The organism is Polystyrenella longa, assembly GCF_007750395.1.
GTDB lineage: Bacteria > Planctomycetota > Planctomycetia > Planctomycetales > Planctomycetaceae > Polystyrenella > Polystyrenella longa.
The window spans coordinates 5,574,341-5,595,260 of record NZ_CP036281.1 but is presented as its reverse complement, the minus strand read 5'-3'; the positions used below and the strand labels follow the sequence as shown (position 1 = coordinate 5,595,260).

Sequence of the window (20,920 nt, the reverse complement as noted above, 5' to 3'; positions counted from 1 at the left end):
TATTCGAGGCTGATTCAAGCTGCGTCGCGATAGTAATACTTGAGCAGCCCACCGAAACGTTCCCGGCATTCGATCTTGCCGGCGACGCATCCAACTTCATCACTAGGTTCAATCAATTGATTATCGAGCCCCCGTATCGAAATAATATTCAGCCGAAGTTGAAAACGAGTGATTCCAAGCGGTTATATCTCTGGAGAGTGGCAAATTTCGAACGAGATCCGTTTCACGACTTGAACTCTGCTATCAGATTCGACGCTAAAATGACCTTCCGAGCGCAGCGGTAGCTCACGCGCACGTTCAGTTACGACAGCGAAGGCCGGCTCAGCACGGTCACGTTACCGCAAGTCGCGGATCCGCAGAACGGCGGTACACTGACCGCCCCGGTGTATGAGTACGACTACGATGTCTACGGGAACATGACGCAGATCACCGATCCGCTCGATCGGGAAACGGACTTCACCTTCAATGCGCAGAACCAGCAACTGACGCGCACCCTGCCCGTCACGGGGGATGAACAGTCCTGGTACGACGATGAGGATCGCCAGTACCGGAGCGAAGACTTCGAAGGAAACGTGATGGACCGGCTCTTCACGGACGAAGGTCTGCTCGATGAACTGCAATACTTCAACTCGTCCGCCGATCCCGATGTCGATACACCGGATGAAACGGTCAGTTACACCTACGACGATCAGTACCGTAAAACGAGTATGACCGATGACCGGGGCACAACGTATTACACGTACGACGATGATGGCCGCATCACCAGGATCAGTTCGCCCGAAGGGATCCTTAATTACGAGTACGACGACCTGACGGGCCTGAAGACTCGCGTGACGACTGGTGACCCGAGCGACGTCGAAAACGATTTCCGGTACACGTACGATTCGCTCAATCGCCTGAAAACCGTCGAGGTGCATGAACGCAACGATTCCGCGCTCTCAACACCGGAGGTGACGACGTATTCTTATGATGCCGTCGGGAACCTCGTCCGAACTGATCTCGCGAACGGCTTGATTACCACTTATGAATATGATGACCTGTACCGGCTGGATGTGTTAACACATTACGAACCGGACAGCACGCCCAACGATCTCTCCGATAACGATAAACTGGCTAGTTACGATTACACGGTTCGGGCGGATGGCAAACGAACGGCTGCCACCGAGACCCGCTGGGACAACGGGACGCCATTGGTGGATGCGTTCAGTTGGACTTACGATGATTTGGGCCGGTTAATAACCGAAGTCTTTGACAGCCATGATAACGCTTTGGACTTCGAAGCCAATTACACCTACGACCTCGTCGGAAACCGGCTGAAGAAGACGGTCGATCAGGATCTCGATTTGGATATCGATGAGACGTACACCTATACCTACAACGATTCCGATCAACTGCTGACCGAAACCAAGGTCGTGGGTAATGTTGACGATGGTACCAACCTCGAAACGGACGACACGACCACCACGTACAGTTACACCAACACGCTGCAAACGGGCAAGGAAGTCAAAGCGACTTATGCCAACACGGTATTGACCGACACGTCGTTCGATTACAACCTGCAAGGCCGGTTGGAAACAGTCACGATTGACACCTACACCAGTGGTTCGATCAGTGGGCAGGAAATCACTACGTTCGAGTACGATGACCGGGGCATTCGTGTTTCGGCCCATCATGCAGTGGACTCGGATTACGACAGTAACCTGGAAGTTGACGAAACGACGACGTATCTCAATGATCCGATGAACCACACAGGTTATTCACAGGTCATTGAAGAAGTCACCGTGGACAACCTGAACAGCCAGGCCGAAACGGAACGGGTGATCTACACGCTCGGCCTCGATGTTCTGCAACAGGTCAAATACGATAGCGCAAACCCGACCGGCCTGAACAGCATCATGCTCCACGATGGTCACGGTTCCGTTCGTATGTTGACCAACATGTTGGCGGCGGTGACGGTCGTGAACAGCATTCCACAAATCTTTACCTATGATGCTTATGGAATCGCGATTGGATTCAACGAAGCCACTGCTGTTACGAGCATGCTCTACAGCGGCGAACAATTTGACACCCGCATCCAGCAGCAATACCTGCGAGCCAGGTATTACAATGCGGATACGGGTGGCTTCAATAGGCTGGACCCGTTCTTTGGAAACCTGAGAGATCCGCAGAGTTTGCACAAGTATTTGTATACGCACGGCGATCCGGTGAACGGGATTGATCCGACGGGGATGTTTTCATTGACAAACTTTCTTATAACAACATCACTTATTTCAGGGCTTGCGTCTATTCTTATCCCAGCAGTTGGAAATGCATATAATCATTCAGTAAGCACATTGAATAACGCTGAACAGAATGGCATTATTACCTCTGTGTTTAAAGGCACTGTTACACGTGACCAGATTTCCAGAGCTTGGAAAGGTTTTCGAGACGGAGCAATGGCTGGTTATCTAAATCTCTTGGACACATTCACTTTTCGTTCCATTGATAACCTGCATGAAGCACGTGACTTTTATTGGAATCATACAGGGTTGAATAATTCCTGGTTGGGTACCGCTACAAATTCTCTAGCATGGATCTCGACAATTTCTGGGTATGCCGCCGCGGCCGTTTGGACATGGAATGCAGCCGGTGGTGGTACAATGGACCTTGCCCTAAGCCGATCTGGAAAACCCTTCTTCCTCCATGTAAAATACGGCGCAAATGGCCAATGGCAGCATGCAGTGGCTACATCAGAAAGTGGTTTTGGTGCTCTCGGACGCATGCAAATCTATAATACATGGACTCCAAGCAGTGGCTTGATTACAGGAATTCCAGTGTTGTTTCCTCAAAGTGTTATCGTTGGTGGAGAATCGGGTTTCGCATTCAGTTGCGTAACTGCTGCTGCTAGAGCTTTTTTCAGGGGATGGGGTTTTTAATATGGGGATGAGAGGTTATCGCTTCGACAAGAGAGTGACGGATAAATTAGAAGACATTATTTTAGATATGCATGGAGCAGATAGCATTGATCTGAAAACAGAGATACGAGATATTGGCAATGATGAATCCGCAAAGCTCATTACGGTGAGTACTCCTGAAGGCGAATGCGTAACAATTGGTATTATTGTAGATACGCATCATCCACATCAAGTAAAAACTCGAATGGTGTGTACTTTGGAACCTTTTCCTCCAATGCGTTGTTCCAGATTATATTATCGTCTTGATCACATTCTTAAGACTCTTGAAAGATCATCGCCAATAGACTAGTTGATATATAACTCATAATCATGTGAGCATAGTCCGAACGACCTCAGCGATAACGTGAAACTCGTATCGTAAACATATTCAGCCGACATTGAAAACAAGTGATTTCAAGTAGTTATGTTGCTGATAAGCGATGGTTTTCGGACGAGATTCGTTTCACTGCTCGAAGCTGATTGTCAGATTCAATGCGAAAATAACCTTCCGAGCGCAACGGTAGCGGGAAATCACAACACGAGGACCGACATCTATTCGAGGCTGATTCAAGCTGCGTCGCGATAGTAATACTTGAGCAGCCCACCGAGACGTTCTCTGCATTCGATCTTGCCGGCGACGCATCCAATTTCTTCACCAGGATCAATCAACTGGTTTTCCAGTCCCTGATGGTTTCGTTCAGAATGGTAGTGAGCAACGTATTCCCGCAATGCTCTTTCGAGAGAATGCTGGCCGAAGAAGATCATCTTTTTCAGGCACTCCGATTTCAAACTTCTCATAAAGCGTTCGAGATACGCATTCATGTTGGGACTTTTCGGCGGAAGCAGCACCGGTTCAATCTGAGTCTGTTCCTTCAGAAACGAACGCAGTGGTTGAAACGACGTGTCGCAATCCAAGATCAGATGCGAAGCATGCTCCAGAAAACCATCGTCGCCGGTCAGATTGCGTGCAACTTGTGTCACCCATTGTTTATTCGGGTTGGTAGTGATGCCTGCGATCTCGACTTTACGAGACTTCAGCTCCATCACCACCATGACGTAGAACGTCGTCAAACCCGTTTTCTTCCAGACTTCTACCGTGATGAAATCAACGGCGAAGATCGCTTCCCAGTGAGCTTTGAGAAACGTCTCCCAGGACATTGAAGCGGGACGGTCGGGGGCAGGCTCAATACCGTTCGACTTGAGCACATTCCTGACAGTCGCGTCGGTCATGTGAAATCCAACGTTGGACAAATCACCCTGAATTCGATCAGCTCCCCACGTGGGATTCTCTTTCGCAAACCTTAAAATATGTTCGACGATCTTCCGCCGAATATGAGGTCGACCGATACGAGGTTTATTTGAAGTGTAGTTCCATTTACGGGCGATCAACTCCCGGTGCCAGCGGAGAATGGTATCGGGAGTGAAGATCGCGCCGAGTTCACTCAGCAACTTCCGACCAAGCTGTTTTCCTTTGACCGCCAAGCGGCGACGCTCGTTATCGTTCAGTAGGATCCGTTTCTTACCGAGTTTATCGCGGAGGATACTATTTTCGGTCTTGAGGTATTCAATCGCCAATTGCTGTTCGCGATTCACCCAACTTACCAGAGCGAAAACCAGCAGGTGCCAGGGCTGCATCACAATTTCCATCTAATCAGTTGCAAAAGTGAAGGGGAGGGTTACTATGGCAACTATAGCCATTCTCTGAGCCGTCGCACTCCCGAATCGTGTATCGCTGCCAGTCTTCACGACTGGAGACAACGATTGTACTGAATGTAGCGACGAGAGTTGTTGCCAACTCGTCTGAGAATCAAGGCCGATGGTGTCTCGCAGACCCCTTAATTTGTAGTGTTTTCAGTTCGGCTGAGTTTTTTTACGGTACGGGTAAAAACGAACTGGAGAGAATCTATCGACTCGAGTTCCTTCTTGAGAGCTTCGTAAGCATATATTGAAAAGCAGGAGGCGGCAATTTTGAGTCTGGCCCCTGGCTCTATAGTGCGTTTGAGATTCTCTCCCAGCAGCGTATTAATGTTATCGATCAGTTCCATAGGGGCTGCAATTGTCCAAGTAGTTTAAAATGTCATGATGCGGAAGACGCTATACTTTAACCGACTCCGTGATCGATATCCCCTACTCAACGTGGGTGTAGAGTTCGCGCTCCTTTGCAAACGTCTTAAACTCGAGACTGAGCAAAAATCGTATCCAAGTGTTCAATTTATACCCGACCAAAGAACGAAAATCAAAGGACTGATCGCCGATTGTCAAGGCGTTTAGGATCCCGTTATTTGACATTGAACTTGCGGGAGTCAGCGTTGAAATCAGTAACTCAGGGAGCACAGACTCAGGGAGCACACAAACGAGCGAAAAACAACCTCCCTTGCCCGTGAAGTCAAAGGAGGTTATTTCTGAAAAGACAGACAGTCTTTTTCTTTGAGTGATCATCAGCCTTCGGGCTCAGATCGAGCGTAAGCATCCCAAGTCCGTTTCACTGTCTGAGCGCTCACTTTGATCGACTTGTTCGCATTCAGCCAGGAAGCGATCTTTCGGAACGCCATACCTTTGTTCCCTCGAAGCCTCAGGACGTCATCTTTAATCAACACGGACTTCTTTGGTGGTCTGGAAGCTGCGTCAGTTCGATAAAAAGGTGTAATGAGATCAGGCTTTCTGTCTTCCTGACACGCCCGGATTAGCTCCGAAACATACTCTTCGTTCCATCGCACCTTCTGAGCAATGCTCGAAACACTCATTCCTTTGTCGTGGAGTCTTCGGAATTCCAGAGCTCTTTTTTCGTGAACAGAAACGAGATCGACCTCCGTAGAGATAGCCTTGGAGATTGTCCAACTACGAGTATTCAGGAACTCCCAAGTACCGGCCGTTGGATAATTCCTGGCGCGGCTCAGTTCGACCATGAATTGAGTGGTGTTGATCGTGAACTCAGCATGCCATACAGCACTCCGTTTCCCTGAGACGATTTCTCCCTGGGTGATCCGGATCGGACCAGTGAGAGTCTCCAGGATTGGAGCAGCATGCGACACGTCCTCTTTTAAAAGGGTCTCGATATCTCTGAGGCATTCGATCGCGAATTGTGGATCGATTGGGCTGGGAGGTGTAGAGGAATGTTTTTCTGCGTCACTCAATCTCCTCTCGATCTCACCTTTCTCCGCCTGAACGGTTCTGAGAGCTTCCAGAATTGCATTCAAATCGTCTTCCTCGGTTAATAGTGTCGTGAGTTTCGCTTCCTGCTTCAGCAGCTTCTCCAGCCTTTTCTTCAGAGGAGTAAGATCTTCCGCAGGTTCGTTTAATAACTGCTCGAGCTCTCGATTTGCCTGTTCAAAGAATGCTTGCAGGAATTCTTCGGTGAAGATTTCTTGATGCAGCTTCGACAGAATTGCTTTGTTGAGAATTCGAACTGATTTATGCGTCGACAGTTGGCAGTCATGTTTCTTTTCGCGACCATTCATGCAGCTCAGCGACTGATATTTGGAGGAATGGGCCAATAGCAATCGTGCACTACAGTATCCACAAACTGGGCGGACAAGCAGAGTGGGTGATAAGGTTGTACGACTCCCTCGTGGTTTCCGATTCTTAGTGTATAACGATCTGGTTATCTGCAACTTGATCTGAGCACGGTTCCAGAGATCGTCAGAGGTGATTCTCAGGTGAGGGACGTCTCTTTTCAACCACTCAGATTCAGGTTTAGGAATAACCTTCACTTTACCCGATCTGCGATCCTTCTTCTGAGTAGACGTTCGATAACACTCAATACCTCGATAAACCGATCGTTCGAGCAATTGCAGGACCTTCCGAGAATCCCAGGTCTTTTTGCCGCCAACCTCTTTGGTATTCAATTTCTTGGCAATTTTCTGGCGGGACCAGTTTTGGCAAACGAACCAGTCGAAGATTTTTCTAACCCATTCAGCTTCATCTTCGTTGATTACCTTTTCCTTAATCGGTTTTCCCTGACGCGATAATTTAGGCTCGCCATCGGCATCCCTGAGCATGACAAGCTTGTACCCGAATGACGGCGGGTGCAGGTTTCCTCCCTGTTCAAAACTGTCGTTCATACCTCGTTCTACCTTCTGCCGAAGGCTGTTGATGAACTGTTCGTTCTGTAAAGAGTTAAAAACGCTCATCATCATGAGATTCGGATCTGAAGTGTCCGTCGCGTCTGTGACACCTATTAGCGATACGTCATTATCCATAGCGAGTTGATTAAGGCTGACGCTTTCTGCCAGATTTCGATTGAGCCGGCTCAGGTCATCCACGTATGCCCGATCGATCTGATCAGAATTATTAGTGATCCAATTCAGCAGTTTACGATAATCTCGACGAAAAGGAGTCGTCCCACTTATCGCGGCGTCGGCACAGATATGATTCCAAGACACGAATTTTCGGTCACTGTTCGCTCTACTGAGGACATTCTTAAGCTGCTGAGCGAGTGACCGTTTATTGGAATTTTCGTCGGAATACCGCAAGTACACACAGTTCGCCTTTCCGGACAGTGGTTTCGGAAATGGTTGTGAATCCGTAATGAATGCGGATTTAAACTCGTCGGCGAGTTGTTTTACATTTGCTTCGGTCAGTTGAGGTAATACGCCCGCTTCAACCAACTCGGGCCAGTATTGTGTCTGCAAATCAAGATAGGTTCTGGCCATAGCCAGCCGCGTCTCTTCAGAGGGTAACCCTTGTTCGATTTTTCTCCTTTCGCTCTTGGACAGATACGGCCCCGAACTGTTGGGCTTACTTGATTTATTGGACTCAGAATCGTTAGAAAAGTCTTTCATTTGAAAGCCTCCAAAATGTGGAGGCATCAAACGAACCGGTTTGGCACGGTGTGCCAGAAATTACAATATTTACTCTTGCGAATCATCAAACAAGAAAACACGATTGAAACGCATACTATTGGCAAATAAGCTGTTACAGCCAAAAATACCTTTATACAAACGGTACGCCAACTGGCGTTTAGAGAATCCCGTTCTCTCCGCTATATAAGGACTTACGTCGAAAGATGTGAGTCCTTTTTTCGTTGATACTGAAAAGTCCTCCATCAAGTCCTCCACTTTTCTTATCAGTGCTGCTTATTGAGCACATTATCGGGAAGGAATTAAACATAATCGCAATCCAGAACGCAGTCGGCACCACGCCGCGGTCGAAATACGAAATCGGATTCATTCAATTCGAGGTTCCGTAAGCCACCGCCCCTTTTACGTTCGCACCCTCTCGTTGAGGTTCAGCTCATCTGCCCGGATGAACTGCTGTCGGTCTTCAGACCAGAAGGGATGGTTCGGTGTGGATCCGAGAGCGACTGGTTCGGAAGCAATTTTTACATCGATGATCGAAGCGTTCTGGTGCTTGTACGTCGCCGTGATCACTTCGCCGTTACCGGGAGCAATCGGTGGGCAGGGGGCGATATCGCTCCTCTGGGTCTACTTTAAATTCGGTATGCTTGACTGGTCGGGCGACTTAAATAGCTCCAGAGGGGTATTCCAAAGATGCAGCAGGTATGCAACAGCTTCATCTGAAGCAACACACACGTCCTGCAAGTCCATAAGTTTGATGTTGCAAAGAGTCGAATTGTCGTTGAGATCATCCTGCAGAATTCGAAACCTCATGACGCGATAACCGAATTTTTGACCCTTGAGGTATGGGAATCGCTTTATTAATTCCGGGTCTTCAGTCGTATCGAAGTGGAAAATCATCGCATAAACACGATCCTCTTCGAGGAGATTCTGTAATTCAGCAACCAGACGACCATGTTCTGATAATGCGGAAAGCATATTCGGAGGCAGCTTCATGGTTAACACTTGAATGAAAGGTTTCGAGCTAATGAATGACAGACATTGTCAAACTACAAACTAACCTCATCACCTTCTACCCCTAAAGAGGGGCGTCACATTTACGAGGGTCGCCGAATGAATTAATAGGCACTCCCCACTGGTTGAGAATGAAACTAACAGCTTCAAATGTTGGTAAGTTCAATGTTTGAACCTCTATCAAGTCGTAGATAATTATTTCTTTGTTGCTATCGATGTTCTGCTTGAGAACTCGATATCGCCTCAGCCGATAATTGTTTTCATCAGGGAGCAGAAAAGGGAAACGGAGAAAATAAAAAGGATCATTTCCTGGGTTGTACATTATCAATGAAACGAACTCGCGTTCGTCCGGATAATTGCAGTGTATCTCCGTTGCCGTGCTGCCAAATACTGACAGCGCATCATTCATAGAAGGAGGAAATCCCATGTTCTATAGTCCCTTTTATGATCTTAACGGAGTCAAAATAGTTGCAAACCGAACTCTTACCCAATACTTGCTCAGAGGTATTAATTGTCCCAAAACAGAAGGTTCAGGTTAATCGGATAGCCAGAATATACGAAAGATATCACCTTCTTGATCGTGAATTTGAAGATGAGGACCAAGACCGTGTGGGTTATCGATTCCATGGCTTCCGACACGCCCGTCTGTTTCTATAGCATCATCCCAATGATAAGTCTTTAACTTATTCCCCAACTGCTTTCTTACACCATCATTTGTGTGCCATCCCGTTGTGTTGACGTAGCCGTTATCTCGTCCAGTAAACATCCTCCATAGAATTTCAGAAGCTTCATCCCGTGAATTAACACGAAAATCTCCTGGACCAGTCTTATACATCCAGTTGGCTGTCTGGCTAGCGCCAGGATTCCCCCAAGGAAGCCCCCTTGGACAATGCACCGCGTTATGCACCAAGACCCCGCCGGTGCCCACATGATAAACATGTTCCCCCTTAACTTCTATGTTGTAGACAATATGCCGACCGGGGCGTAGGCGGATTTGTTCGACGATCGAAACGCCGGTTAAAGTCCGCACCTTCTCGTTTAGGTTCAGCTCATCTGCCCGGACGAACTGCTGTCGGTCCTCGGACCAGAAGGGGTGATTCGGGGTGGAACCGAGAGCGACTGGTTCGGAAGCAATTTTGACATCGATGATCGAAGCGTTCTGGTGCTTGTACGTCGCCGTGATCACTTCGCCATCACCGGGAGCGATTGGTGGGCAGGGGCTGATGTCGAGGATCTCGGCGTCACCATCGATACCGCACTCCGGAACGGAGACGTAGATCGAGTGACCGACGCGGGCCGCCTGCTCCTCAATCCATTCGACCGGGCGAAGCATCTGGACGTCGGACCAGGAGCCATCTTTCTTCGGCGCCTTGAGAGTCATTAACTGCCAGGTCTTCGGATCCACGTCGGGAAGGCTGGTGTCGTATTCATCCCGGAGCGGGTTGGTGCCAACCGTCTTCATGCCAACTTTGGCATCGCCAATGTTGATTGTAGCGTGAGAACCGGTGGAAGCGACGGACGCTTGTAGTTCCGGTGCCGTATCTGGCCCCACGTTCGGCCAACAGAAGAATCCACCAATCAACCCCCAGAGAATTAACCACATGGTTGCCAGTGACCAGCGTTTACGGGAGTCGGGTTTTCTGACAGCAGTAACAGAGAGTTTTTCTCTCGATTGGCTTTCATGAGCTGGATTAAGAGCGTCCTCAGCGTAATCTTCTATATGTAAAGAGGAATGATTTGAAGTGTCGTACAAAGCTTCCTCTTCATCGTCTGTAGAATCGTAATCGCTAAACAAGCTGTCTACGGCATCGAACCTGGCTTTCATGAGACTCTCTTCCGATTCCATCGAATTGTGGTCTTGAAGTATTGATGTGTGAATTCGTTTCTTTTCATCATGATGTTTACGGGAATTTCTTGGTTTCTTCAGAAGCCAAGAACCACCGACTCCTATCAGGATCGTAAATAATAGAGGGAATTTAGATTCAATCTGTTCGGTTTCAACCGGCTGGAGATCCATCATTTCGTTTGTTAGTAATAGAGATTCAGGAGTGACAATCAGGGGAGTCTCATATACAAAACAACCCGTTTGGGAGGTATTTAGCAGAACGCCTACATCATCCATGACATCATCGCCTAGTTTCGCGAATTTATTTCCACCGATTCTAGCGGTTGATTTCGCGATATTTTTCGAGGCGGCTCCGAGTCCGACTGCGGCTGTGACGACGGTGAAGTAATCCCAACCATTCCCATTTCCGGCAGCGATACTTTTTACGGAGTCGTACGTGTCGTCGATGGCTTCAAGAGCGAGGACTCCCCCCGTAATGGCCCCCAGCGGGCCTCCCAAAGTAGATGCGGCGATCAGGGGGGCACGGGAAAATATGCCAGAAGTAATTTCTAAAAGCGGGTCGTTGCTGCCCATCATCATGTCTTTGTAAGACAATCGGCCGCCCAGGTAACCCATGCTTGCCCCATTAAGGGCATAGCGAGCAAGAGGTTGAATAAAGTCGTCAACAAACCAACCAATGGAGTGGGTCCATCTCATCGAGGCGGACTTTCGAGTCCCATCGACATTACGAACACCGCGCTGGATCACTGCGTCATATTTATCTCTGGCTTCCGCTTTTCGACGAGCGACCTGGTCTTCCATAATTTCCAGAAGCCGCTCTTTCTCCAAAGGGAATTGCCCTGCGTAGCGAGTGTGAGCGGACTGAGCCCGGTTTTTAATGAATACCCCCTGTTCATCTGCCTTGTCGTGCTCTTTCTGCTCAAGATCGGGGAGTTTCTGCAGCTGAGCCAGCTCGTTAGCAGCGATATCGCTCAATATAGCATCAGAGGCATGGGTTGTGTAAAACTCAGTGAGAACCTCATAATTCCATTCCGCCAGTGCATGGTAGTATACAGTTTCTGCAGCCACGATAGCCGACTCTCGCTCAACTAAATCACTGATATCCCGAGTGTCAAACTCAGCAAGAGCCTGATTGATTGCTTCCCTTTTTGCCTTCTCTGCATCAACCATTTCTTCGTTGAAGATATGGTTCGCTTCAATAATTTCGGTGTTGTAGCTATCTTCCGCATCATTAAAACTCTTGAGTTCTCGTGATAAAGCAGCATGCTCCTGAAGAAGCCGATCTTTCCAGGCAACGGATTCCGTTTGGGCGTAAGCAGCCTCAGCTGAGGCATTGGAACTGATTCGAGTTAACATGGCCCGAGCCAGTTTTCCGTAATAGAGCTGATATTCGTAATAAATATTCTTTTCGACATCAGTCAAGTCTTCGAGAACATTATTGGGTCCTCCGTAAACGGCATTGCCACTATTGGCAGTGTTGACGGCCTGGAGTTGGGCGATTTCAATCTGTGAAACCCAGGTACGCGCAGCAGAGACTTGTGCCTGGACCGCCGCATCTGAGGCATTGATGTAACTGTTCTCGTATGCCCTAAGTGCCAGAGCAAGTTCGTTTCCATAGTCTTCACCGGCGTCGATCATCGATACGACATAGTTGTATTCGGCAGCCTGTACCGCGTGTTCCTTAATGCGAAGTGCCTCATTCATTTCACGAGCATAGTTCGCATTGGCTAATATCACGGCGTCATCATACTCTTTTTCCAGGAGAACATTTCCTGTCTCGAAATTATCGTCTATTTGTAATTGTTGAGTACTTAACTCAGACATGGCGTCGGTATACGCATGGGCGAAATCGAGAAACACGTGTGCCATCTGGAACTGGTATTCCACATAAGCTGGAACGAGTTCTCGCCCCATAGCGGCATCAATAGGAATGATCTGTGCCGCATAGTTCCGGACTGCAGTCGCGACTGCTTTATGCTTTTCGACAGCCTCATCTGTCAGGTCATTAAACTCATCCAGCGCAGCATCAAGAATCGCAATTGCTCGATTGATATCTGCCTCCAGGTCCTCTTCAGCGAGTTCCAGAGTTTTGTCTGCGACCACATCTGTATAAGGAATGTCTTCTTGATGATATTTTAATTCCCGACGATAACGGACGTCAGCCATTACTTCGTTTGATTCCATGCCTGCCACATAGAGCATCAGTGTATACTTGTATTCATCGTCAACCGCTGCAACTGCGTTTTCGAACTCTTGGTTAGCGAGATAAACAGTCGCGTCCAGCCGAGCGTCAAGGTCTGACGGCAGATCGAGAATTAGATTGTTCTGGCCTTCGACAGTTGCCCCGAAACTGTCAGCAGCCTCTTGGGCAAGTGTTATTGCCTCTTCTTTCAGACTATCGATATTTGCGGAGTGTTGTGTTTGGGCGGACTGATACGCAGTCAAGTGATTCCCAAATGCAATCACCTCTTCATCTTGATACTCGCTGTAAACAGCTTCTGCAGAACTGTAAAAAGTAGAAATAGCCAAGCTAAAAGCAGCAGAGTAATTCTCTTTTGCCAGGCTTTCAGCATTCTCTTGAGTAGCTTCAAGTAAACCTACGCCCTGGCTGAGGGTATGGCCGGCTGCAAGAATGGACTCATCTTCAGTTTCTTTTGCTGCATCTTTCGCAGAATCGTATGCGTCTTCAGCCGCTGTTATTGCATCGCCTTCAATGAGAGCAGCTGCCGCGAGGTCTTCATAATACCCCAGTTCCGCTGCATCTTTGCTGGCTTCATAAGTGTCAAGGGCGGCTTCCACTGTTTGAGTGAATGTTTCAATGGCATCTTGGATTGCATCTTCTAACGTTTGATCGTATTGGGCTTTAGAAGTCACAAATCCGCTTGAACTGTAATATATATTGGGGTTGTAGTGAGTATCACCGATGATTGCCAATTGAGATCGGAGTTGAGAAAATGCCGCTTGGGTGGTGTTGTTGTATGCGATCAGATTGCCATCCCAGGCATCGTCATAGCTATCTTCCGCAGAACTACGGATGGAAGAGTACGTCTGAAGAATCGCGTGAAGCTCGTTAGAATAATTAAAGACCGCTTCTAAATACTGTTCATTGTAGATGGAATCTAAATTTTCCTGGGTGGTATCAAACGTTCTGAGAGCGGTACTTTTATCGGTATTGAAACTAGAGAGGGCTTCAACGAAATCTGTGTCGTACTGATCCAGGTTCTCACCCAGATTAGTTTTGTAGAGAGACATGGCCTCTGTTTTACCCGTTAGAAAAGCACTATTTATCTGATCGTACTCAGAAGCATGGTCCCCATAAGCGGCATCAAACGCTTGCGAGAAGCTGGCACGATTTTCAATGGAAGCTGTGATATAGCCAAACTGAGCCTCACTAATCTGCTGAGAATAGGTTTCACTTATATTCTGAAAAGCAACATAAAGCGTTTGGTTATCAGCATGCCCGCGTACAGCAACATCCTCAACAATCAGTCGAGCAATACTTTGATTCAATGAAGTGATTTGATTTGCCAGTTCTGTCTGGGTCATCGGAGCAGACACTGTGCTTCCACCTGACCCTGACCCTGACCCTGACCCTGAACCTGAACCTGAACCTGAACCTGAACCTGAACCTGAACCTGAACCTGAACCTGAACCTGAACCACTCATATTCGCTGCGACCGTTGCGAGGTCGCCAACGACGATTGTCACGTTTGCTGTATTACTTGTCTCGACCGAATCAGTTAGCCTGTAGGAGAAGGTATCTACTCCAGTAAAACCAGTGTCAGGTGTGTAAACGAACGACCCATCATTATTTAAGGTCAGTACCCCGTTACTGGTAGAACTAACCAGGACTGCTTGAACACCGACAACTCCGGCATTGTCATCATTATCCATAACTGTGGAGGCTATCGTACCGTTAGCATTGAGTACCTCGTCGATAGCAATTTCATATTGGTCGTAGACAGCATTAAAGCTGGTCTCGATTACCTCGATCTGTACTGAGGTATCCAGACTGTATTTTTGTCCGTCAAATACTTTGTAGACAAAGGAGTCTGTTCCGTAGAATCCTGTACTGGGTGTGTACTCAAAAGTACCGTCTGTATTCAGGAGAAGCTGCCCATGCGAAACATCAGTGACTAATTCAACAGTCAGGCTATCTCCATCGGCGTCATAGTCATTCTCCAACAAGTTTTGCTGGCCCAATGCGTCCTGCGAATTGATGGTCAGCATTTCATCCATCGACACTTCGTAGACATCTGGCTGAGTTTGCGGAGCCCCATTGACCACAGAAATTGTGACAATAATTGGAGCACTGTTAGTGAAGCCATCGCTTATTTTGTATGAGAAACTGTCAGTCCCAATGAAACCTTCATTCGGTGTGTACACAAACGACCCATTAGATTCAAACACGAGACTCCCATGAGTGGTGCTCGTCACCATGATCGAGGTCATGATATCGTTGTCGGCATCAACGTCATTCTCTAAGACGGTCGCTGTACCTGCAGAAATGTCTGGATTGGCTACTAAATATGTCCCACTAGCAATCTCATAGGAATCCACGGCGCCAACCGGGGTAGCATTGGTCACATGGATTGTGACATCGACGGGCACCCCTGTCGTATATTCATCAGACAAACTGTAACTAAAAGTATCCGTTCCCACAAAATTGAAGTTGGGCGAGTAGGTAAAAGTTCCATCATCATGAAAATAGAGAACACCATTCACTGGCCCAGTGATTAATGTCGCTATCAATTCATCCCCATCAAGATCTACATCATTCGCTAAGACAGGATCCACTTCGATAACAGGTTGTGTCGCCCCATCACTTGCAGGGTCAATGATCCTCGTATCACCCCCACTAAGCCAGACATTGTGAGGTGTATAATAGACATCATCTGCTCCTTGAGGGGCACTGTTGTTAACATTGATCACAACAGTTGCAATATTGCTCAGGGATACTCCATCGCTCACTTGATAAGTGAATACATCTGTCCCAATGAATCCCTCTTCGGGAATGTAGATAAAGTTCCCGTCTTTCGAAAATATAAATTCTCCGTGTTGAGGAGAAGTTACCAAGACCGCATTCAACAAATCCCCATCATTATTGATTTCATTCACCAGAATGTCATTACTATAGATAGTCACCAAACCCTCTTGGCTCATTGCGTCTAACGAGTCCAGTACTTGCTGCTCTTCTTCCGTACCATTTGTGAGCGTGTTGTAAAGAAAGCTATCGGGAGATTCATAGGAACTGAAGCCAGCGTACAATTGATTAACGTGAGAAATATTGTATGTATCATTCACAGCTACAATAGGCTCGTTAGTGACAATCAGAACCACTGTTGCAGTATTACCACTTACCAAGCCATCTGTTAGTTGATACCCAAACGAGTCCTGTCCAGTGAACCCCTCTTCTGGGATGTAAATGAAATCACCTGAAACAGACAGTGAGACTGTTCCATGAAGGGGTTGATCAACAACCACAGCGTCAATAAGTGGACCGTCCGTATAAGTGTCATTATCTAACACGTTAGGACTATTCAGGATTTCCTGTCCTGGATTGTTGGGGTCAGCTACAAGCTCCCCAAAATAGATATTTCCATGAGCGAGATTGAATGTGTCATCGTAAGCGATCATCTCTGGTGCAGTGACATCGATGGTTACAAGGATCGAGTCTGATGTAATAACCCCGTCAGTGATCGAGTAACTGAAAGAATCTGTGCCCAAGAAATCTAGGTTTGGTTTATAGAGAAATAACCCTGTTTCACTGAAGTTCAAGGTCCCGTTGGCTGGCCCTGAAATCAATGCTGCCCGAAGAAGATCACCATCTCCATCTGTATCATTTTCCAACACTCCATGAGGAACCTCAATAGTGCCTTGATCCCCATCGCCTTCTTTGAAATTCAATGCCGCCAACTGAGTATCGTGCAAGATAGTGTATGAGTCCGGATTACCTACAGGCGAGTCATTTGTGACTTCGATTGAAATGGTTGCTGGTGCAGACTCATATTCACCGATGACAAGCTTATAAGTGAAAGTGTCGATTCCTACGAACCCATTGGAAGGCCGATACAGAAATGATCCGTCCAAGTCAAACAAAACGGTACCGTGTGCAGGGGCATCAACCAGTTTTGCATTTAGCACACTGTTGGTAGGAAAATAATCATTATCCAGTGCACTCACAAGGAAGCGTTCAGCCTCAACGTCAGCAACAAAGCTGCCTGTACGCAGTCGTCGATAATGCGCAACTGTGTAATAATCATCTGCTGGAGTGGCTTCGATCACAAAAAAAGTAACGGTAGCAGTATCGACTTCATTCAACTCATTTGTTGCTTCATAGGTAAATGTATCCGTGCCCACGAAACCAGCATCTGGCTGGTAGGAGAATGCCCCATTTGCATTAAGGGTCAGCGCACCATGATTGACATCAGTGACGAGTGTAACTGTTAGCGTGGAGCCCGCTACATCGTTCGACAAGACACCCGTTTGAGAATCGGTATAGAAAAGTTCGTCCGGCGAGATGTAATAGTTGTCATTTCGAGAGACTGTTTGGCCAGGTGTCACCGTGATCCAGATGGTTGCGGTATCGCTATTTCCGGCAGCATCAATGACCGTATAAGTCAGTGTTTCGGTGACGACCTGATCCGTTACCGCTGTGGCGTTGGGAGTGTAAGTGAAGCTACCATCTGAATTCTGAGCCAGCGAACCATAACTTCCAGTTGCCTGATAATAAGAGATCGACAAGGCGTCGTAATCTGGATCCGTGTCGTTGCTGAGCAAATTGAGCGTCAGCGTATCCCCTTCGTAGACCGCACCGTAGTCGTCGACGGCATCAGGGAGATCGTTTCCAGTACCTTGATAGGTAAAGTACAGGGCGTACCAGGGAGAGGCGGCTTCCGCTTCTTCATCGTAAACCTGAACGTAAAAAACAACCGGTCCCGAATTCAAAGCGGTCGGCGTATAGGTGAATGTGCGGCTACTATTGTCCATGTAGAACGACACATCACTAATCTGATCTCCATTTGTGTCGATACGAAACTCCGAGTCCCGCCAATCGGCATCAATTGCTTCTCCGGAAAAAGTCGGGTCATGAGTGATGTAGTCTGAGTCCGAATCGCCCGTATCGTTCACCAAGTTCAAACTGATCAGCTGCGGCCCATTTAAAGACGTCCCTGAGGGAATAATGGTCAGGTTCACCATTCCGACACTGGTATGACCGTGCCCATCATCAATGACATACGAGAAGGAGTCCTTGACGATCGCAAAATCAATAGCGTCATCATTCGGAGTGAAGGTAACCGTCCCATCCCCATTATTTTGAACCGTACCGAACTGTCCTGAATAGTTAAGATCAATCAGGCTGAGCGGGTCCAGGTTGGGATCACTATCATTGGCCAGCAGGTTAATCGTAGCCGGGGTTCCCTCGTGCACTTCGAGATCATCGGCCACTGCTGTCGGAGGATCATTGACTGCATTCGGATTCTGATACTCGAAGGCAAAACCATACCAGGCTCCCAGGATTGAGTCTTCTTCATCATGAGCACGGAGAAAGATTTGTTGCAGACCTGGATTAATTCCTGCAGGAGTAAACAAAAATGCCCCCGAGCTTTCCGGATAGGTGGTCTGATCAACCGTTCCATCTCCATTGAGATCAATTTCGATGCCCGTATCCCGGTAATCTGAACCAGAGAAGACCCCCTGAACATCCGGGTTTTGTGTAATTCGGTCTGTACCTGATAATCCAGTATCTTCGACCAGGGAGATAGTGGTAATTTTCGGATCCGCTTCGGTCAGCCCTGCTGGGAGGACTTTCAGGGTAACGTTAGCTGTGCTCTGGCCTCCGTTCCCATCGTCGATGGTGTAGGAAAACCCTTCAGTTACAATCGCCTGCAAGTTGGGATCGCTTGCCGTGTAGGTCACCGTCCCGTCGTTATTATTTTGCAACGTTCCCCAGGCAAGTCGAGACGTATCGAGAGCAACAACACTCAGGGCATCGTTCTCTGGATCGGTATCGTTACTGAGCAGGTTAAATGTCCCGGCTGCGGTGGAAAACAGAGTCGCACTATCATCCACAGCGGTTGGCGGATCGTTAATTCCGTTATCGATCTCTTCCAATGTAAAACTGAACTGAATCCAGTCTCCAATCAGGCTATCCTCTTCATCAATGACACGGACATGAAGGGTGATTGAACCGGGAGCCAGATTCGGAGCCAAATACTGGAACTCACCATTTTGACTTGTGGGCTTGTAATCATCAACAATCCCGTCGCCGTTCCAGTCAACCTGAATCGCCGTATCACGTGTACTTCCCGGAGTATCCACATCTCCAGTAATGGTTGGATCAGTGGTAATTTTGTCGATGTCCGAGACACCCGTGTCGTTCAACAACGCCAGATAATTAAAACTGGGCAACGCCGGATTGCTGTTTTCAGTAATGACAATATCAACAGTGCCTGTTGTTGAATCTTCGCCATCCGACACGCTGTAGATGAAGTCTCCCACAGCCTGACCGGTTGAATACGCCACGGGAGCATCGTAGATCAAGCCTGTCAGGTCGGTGTTGTTTAGCGTCTGACCTACGGAAACTACGGATCCAGATGCCAGTTTAATCACGCCCAGGCTGGGCAATGTCGTCACCGTGGTCGTTAACGTGTCCCCATCAGTGTCAGTCGGAGCCTGGATTCCGACAGCATATCCAGTCGTCCCCTCCACCACTGTCAGGGTTTTATTCGTTATTGCCGGAGCACTGTTGGGAATGAAATCATCAACGATATTAACCTGAACAGATTCATTTCCGAGACGCTTGCCAACGTCGGACGAGGTGGCAGGGGTATTGATTGACAGACTGAAGTTTTCCGGTCCTTCCTCGGACTGATCCGAAACCAGCTCCAACACGAAGTCGAGGCTGGTGTCATTTCCGGACCCTCCGGTAAAGGTAAGCGTTCCATTGCTGTAAACAATCCCTGTTGTGGAAACCAAAGCATCATTGATGGCCGTGGCAAGGTCTTCCACGTAATCTACGGGAGCAGTATTGCCCAGTGCATGTGCAATATTGATACTGGCAGTTTCGTTCGGAGGCAAAACATTCGTGTAATCCACCGTAAACGTGACTTGATTGTTGTCACCATCACTCGTGATTTCAGTCACCGAGGTCGCCGAGCTGCTAATAGAAAAGATCAGGTCATCATCGTCATCGACAATGGTCGTTGCCGCAATACTTGCCCCCAGAGAGGCTGTATATCCGGAGGGAACCGAGGGAGAGCTCAGCTCAACACTGTAGTTTTCATTCCCTTCGGTATCACCATCATTGGCTATATCAACGTAAAAAGTAATGCTCGTTGGAAGCGACGGTTCAGTATAGGTCACCTTAATATTCACCGTGTACAGGTTGAATATATCACCATTAGAACTGCCATCTACCTGTGCAATGACCCCAAAGTTGGACGAATTAATATCGGCTGCCGTCCAGGTCGTTCCCCAAAGGTCTGTGGAACTTCCCGCGACTAAAGTCCCCGACTCCCACGAGCCGCTGGTTGACGCGGCGATTCCCGCAGAAGTCGAAGCATTTTTAGTGATTTTGACCGGTATCGAGTTTCCATTATCCGAACCATTGGTCTTAAGCGTGACTTCGATCCCTTCGATCACCGCGTTCGGATCAACACTGAAATTGAAATCCCTTAAAATCAGCTGATCGCTGGTATCCCGATCCACTTCCGCGAAAGCGTGCGTTGACAATGAATTTGTCAGTGCATTGGACGGATTTGACCAGGAGGCGTCTCCCGCCGCACCAATCGAAAAATCTCCGGCGTACTGAGAATCGGTGGTTGAGACTTGCGAACCACCCGTAAAAACAAGGCTATTTCCGACATAGTCTATCCCATTGGTTCCGTCTGCCAAGGAGTCGAGGGCAGTTAAGACCGGATCCGTGATTGCGTAATCTCCGGCACTGGTCGTTCCCGGAAGGTGCCCCACGTCAACACTCGCGGTATCTCCTTGAGCAAGCGATCCGGAATACCCTATCGTATAGGCAACTCGGTTGTTGTCACCATCGGTATCCTCTTCGGTTACGGTACTGGAGTCGCTACTGATATTAAACGTAATGTTTGAGAGGAGCACCCGTTGCTCAAGCGCATCGAACTGACCTATTCGCTGTTCAGCACGCTGGATGTGCTTACGTTTTCCGGGTCGAAATTGAAACGGGTTCGAAGAGCGTTTCGCTGTGCGCAGCTTAGACAACCAATCCGTCAAGATCATCAGAGTCGGCCTATTTCAGAGGAATCAGTGAATGGCAGACTATCTAGATTGAAAGTCCATTTTCACTATCAGACGGG

Annotated in this window: 6 protein-coding genes; 1 reads left to right on the top strand and 5 read right to left on the bottom strand. The window is 48.0% G+C overall.

Annotated elements, in window-relative coordinates:
* The first annotated feature begins 383 nt into the window (after window positions 1–383).
* On the top strand, window positions 384–2,915 hold the full coding sequence (locus Pla110_RS20500; protein WP_144998739.1) for an RHS repeat-associated core domain-containing protein: 2,532 nt from the start codon (window positions 384–386) through the stop codon (window positions 2,913–2,915).
* A gap of 585 nt (window positions 2,916–3,500) precedes the next feature.
* On the opposite strand, the gene Pla110_RS20495 is transcribed toward Pla110_RS20500, so the two are convergent.
* The 5 genes from Pla110_RS20495 to Pla110_RS20470 all read right to left on the bottom strand — a co-directional run bounded on the left by Pla110_RS20495 (window position 3,501) and on the right by Pla110_RS20470 (window position 20,825).
* Window positions 3,501–4,568 carry an integrase core domain-containing protein gene (locus Pla110_RS20495; RefSeq protein ID WP_197440346.1) on the bottom strand — a complete coding sequence of 356 codons (1,068 nt, stop codon included), beginning with the start codon at window positions 4,566–4,568 and terminating at the stop codon, window positions 3,501–3,503.
* 803 nt (window positions 4,569–5,371) lie between these two features.
* Window positions 5,372–7,714: a recombinase family protein gene (locus tag Pla110_RS20485; protein ID WP_197440345.1), complete on the bottom strand. Its 2,343-nt coding sequence runs from the start codon at window positions 7,712–7,714 to the stop codon at window positions 5,372–5,374.
* 642 nt (window positions 7,715–8,356) lie between these two features.
* The gene (locus tag Pla110_RS20480; RefSeq protein WP_144998731.1) at window positions 8,357–8,725 is read right to left on the bottom strand and encodes a hypothetical protein; all 369 of its coding nucleotides are present in this window, start codon (window positions 8,723–8,725) and stop codon (window positions 8,357–8,359) included.
* Between the two features lie 82 nt (window positions 8,726–8,807).
* Window positions 8,808–9,170 carry a hypothetical protein gene (locus Pla110_RS20475; protein ID WP_144998730.1) on the bottom strand — a complete coding sequence of 121 codons (363 nt, stop codon included), beginning with the start codon at window positions 9,168–9,170 and terminating at the stop codon, window positions 8,808–8,810.
* A 108-nt stretch (window positions 9,171–9,278) separates the two neighbouring features.
* A complete protein-coding gene (locus tag Pla110_RS20470) occupies window positions 9,279–20,825 on the bottom strand; it encodes an Ig-like domain-containing protein (RefSeq protein WP_197440344.1) in 11,547 nt (3,848 codons plus the stop codon).
* Window positions 20,826–20,920 lie beyond the last annotated feature (95 nt).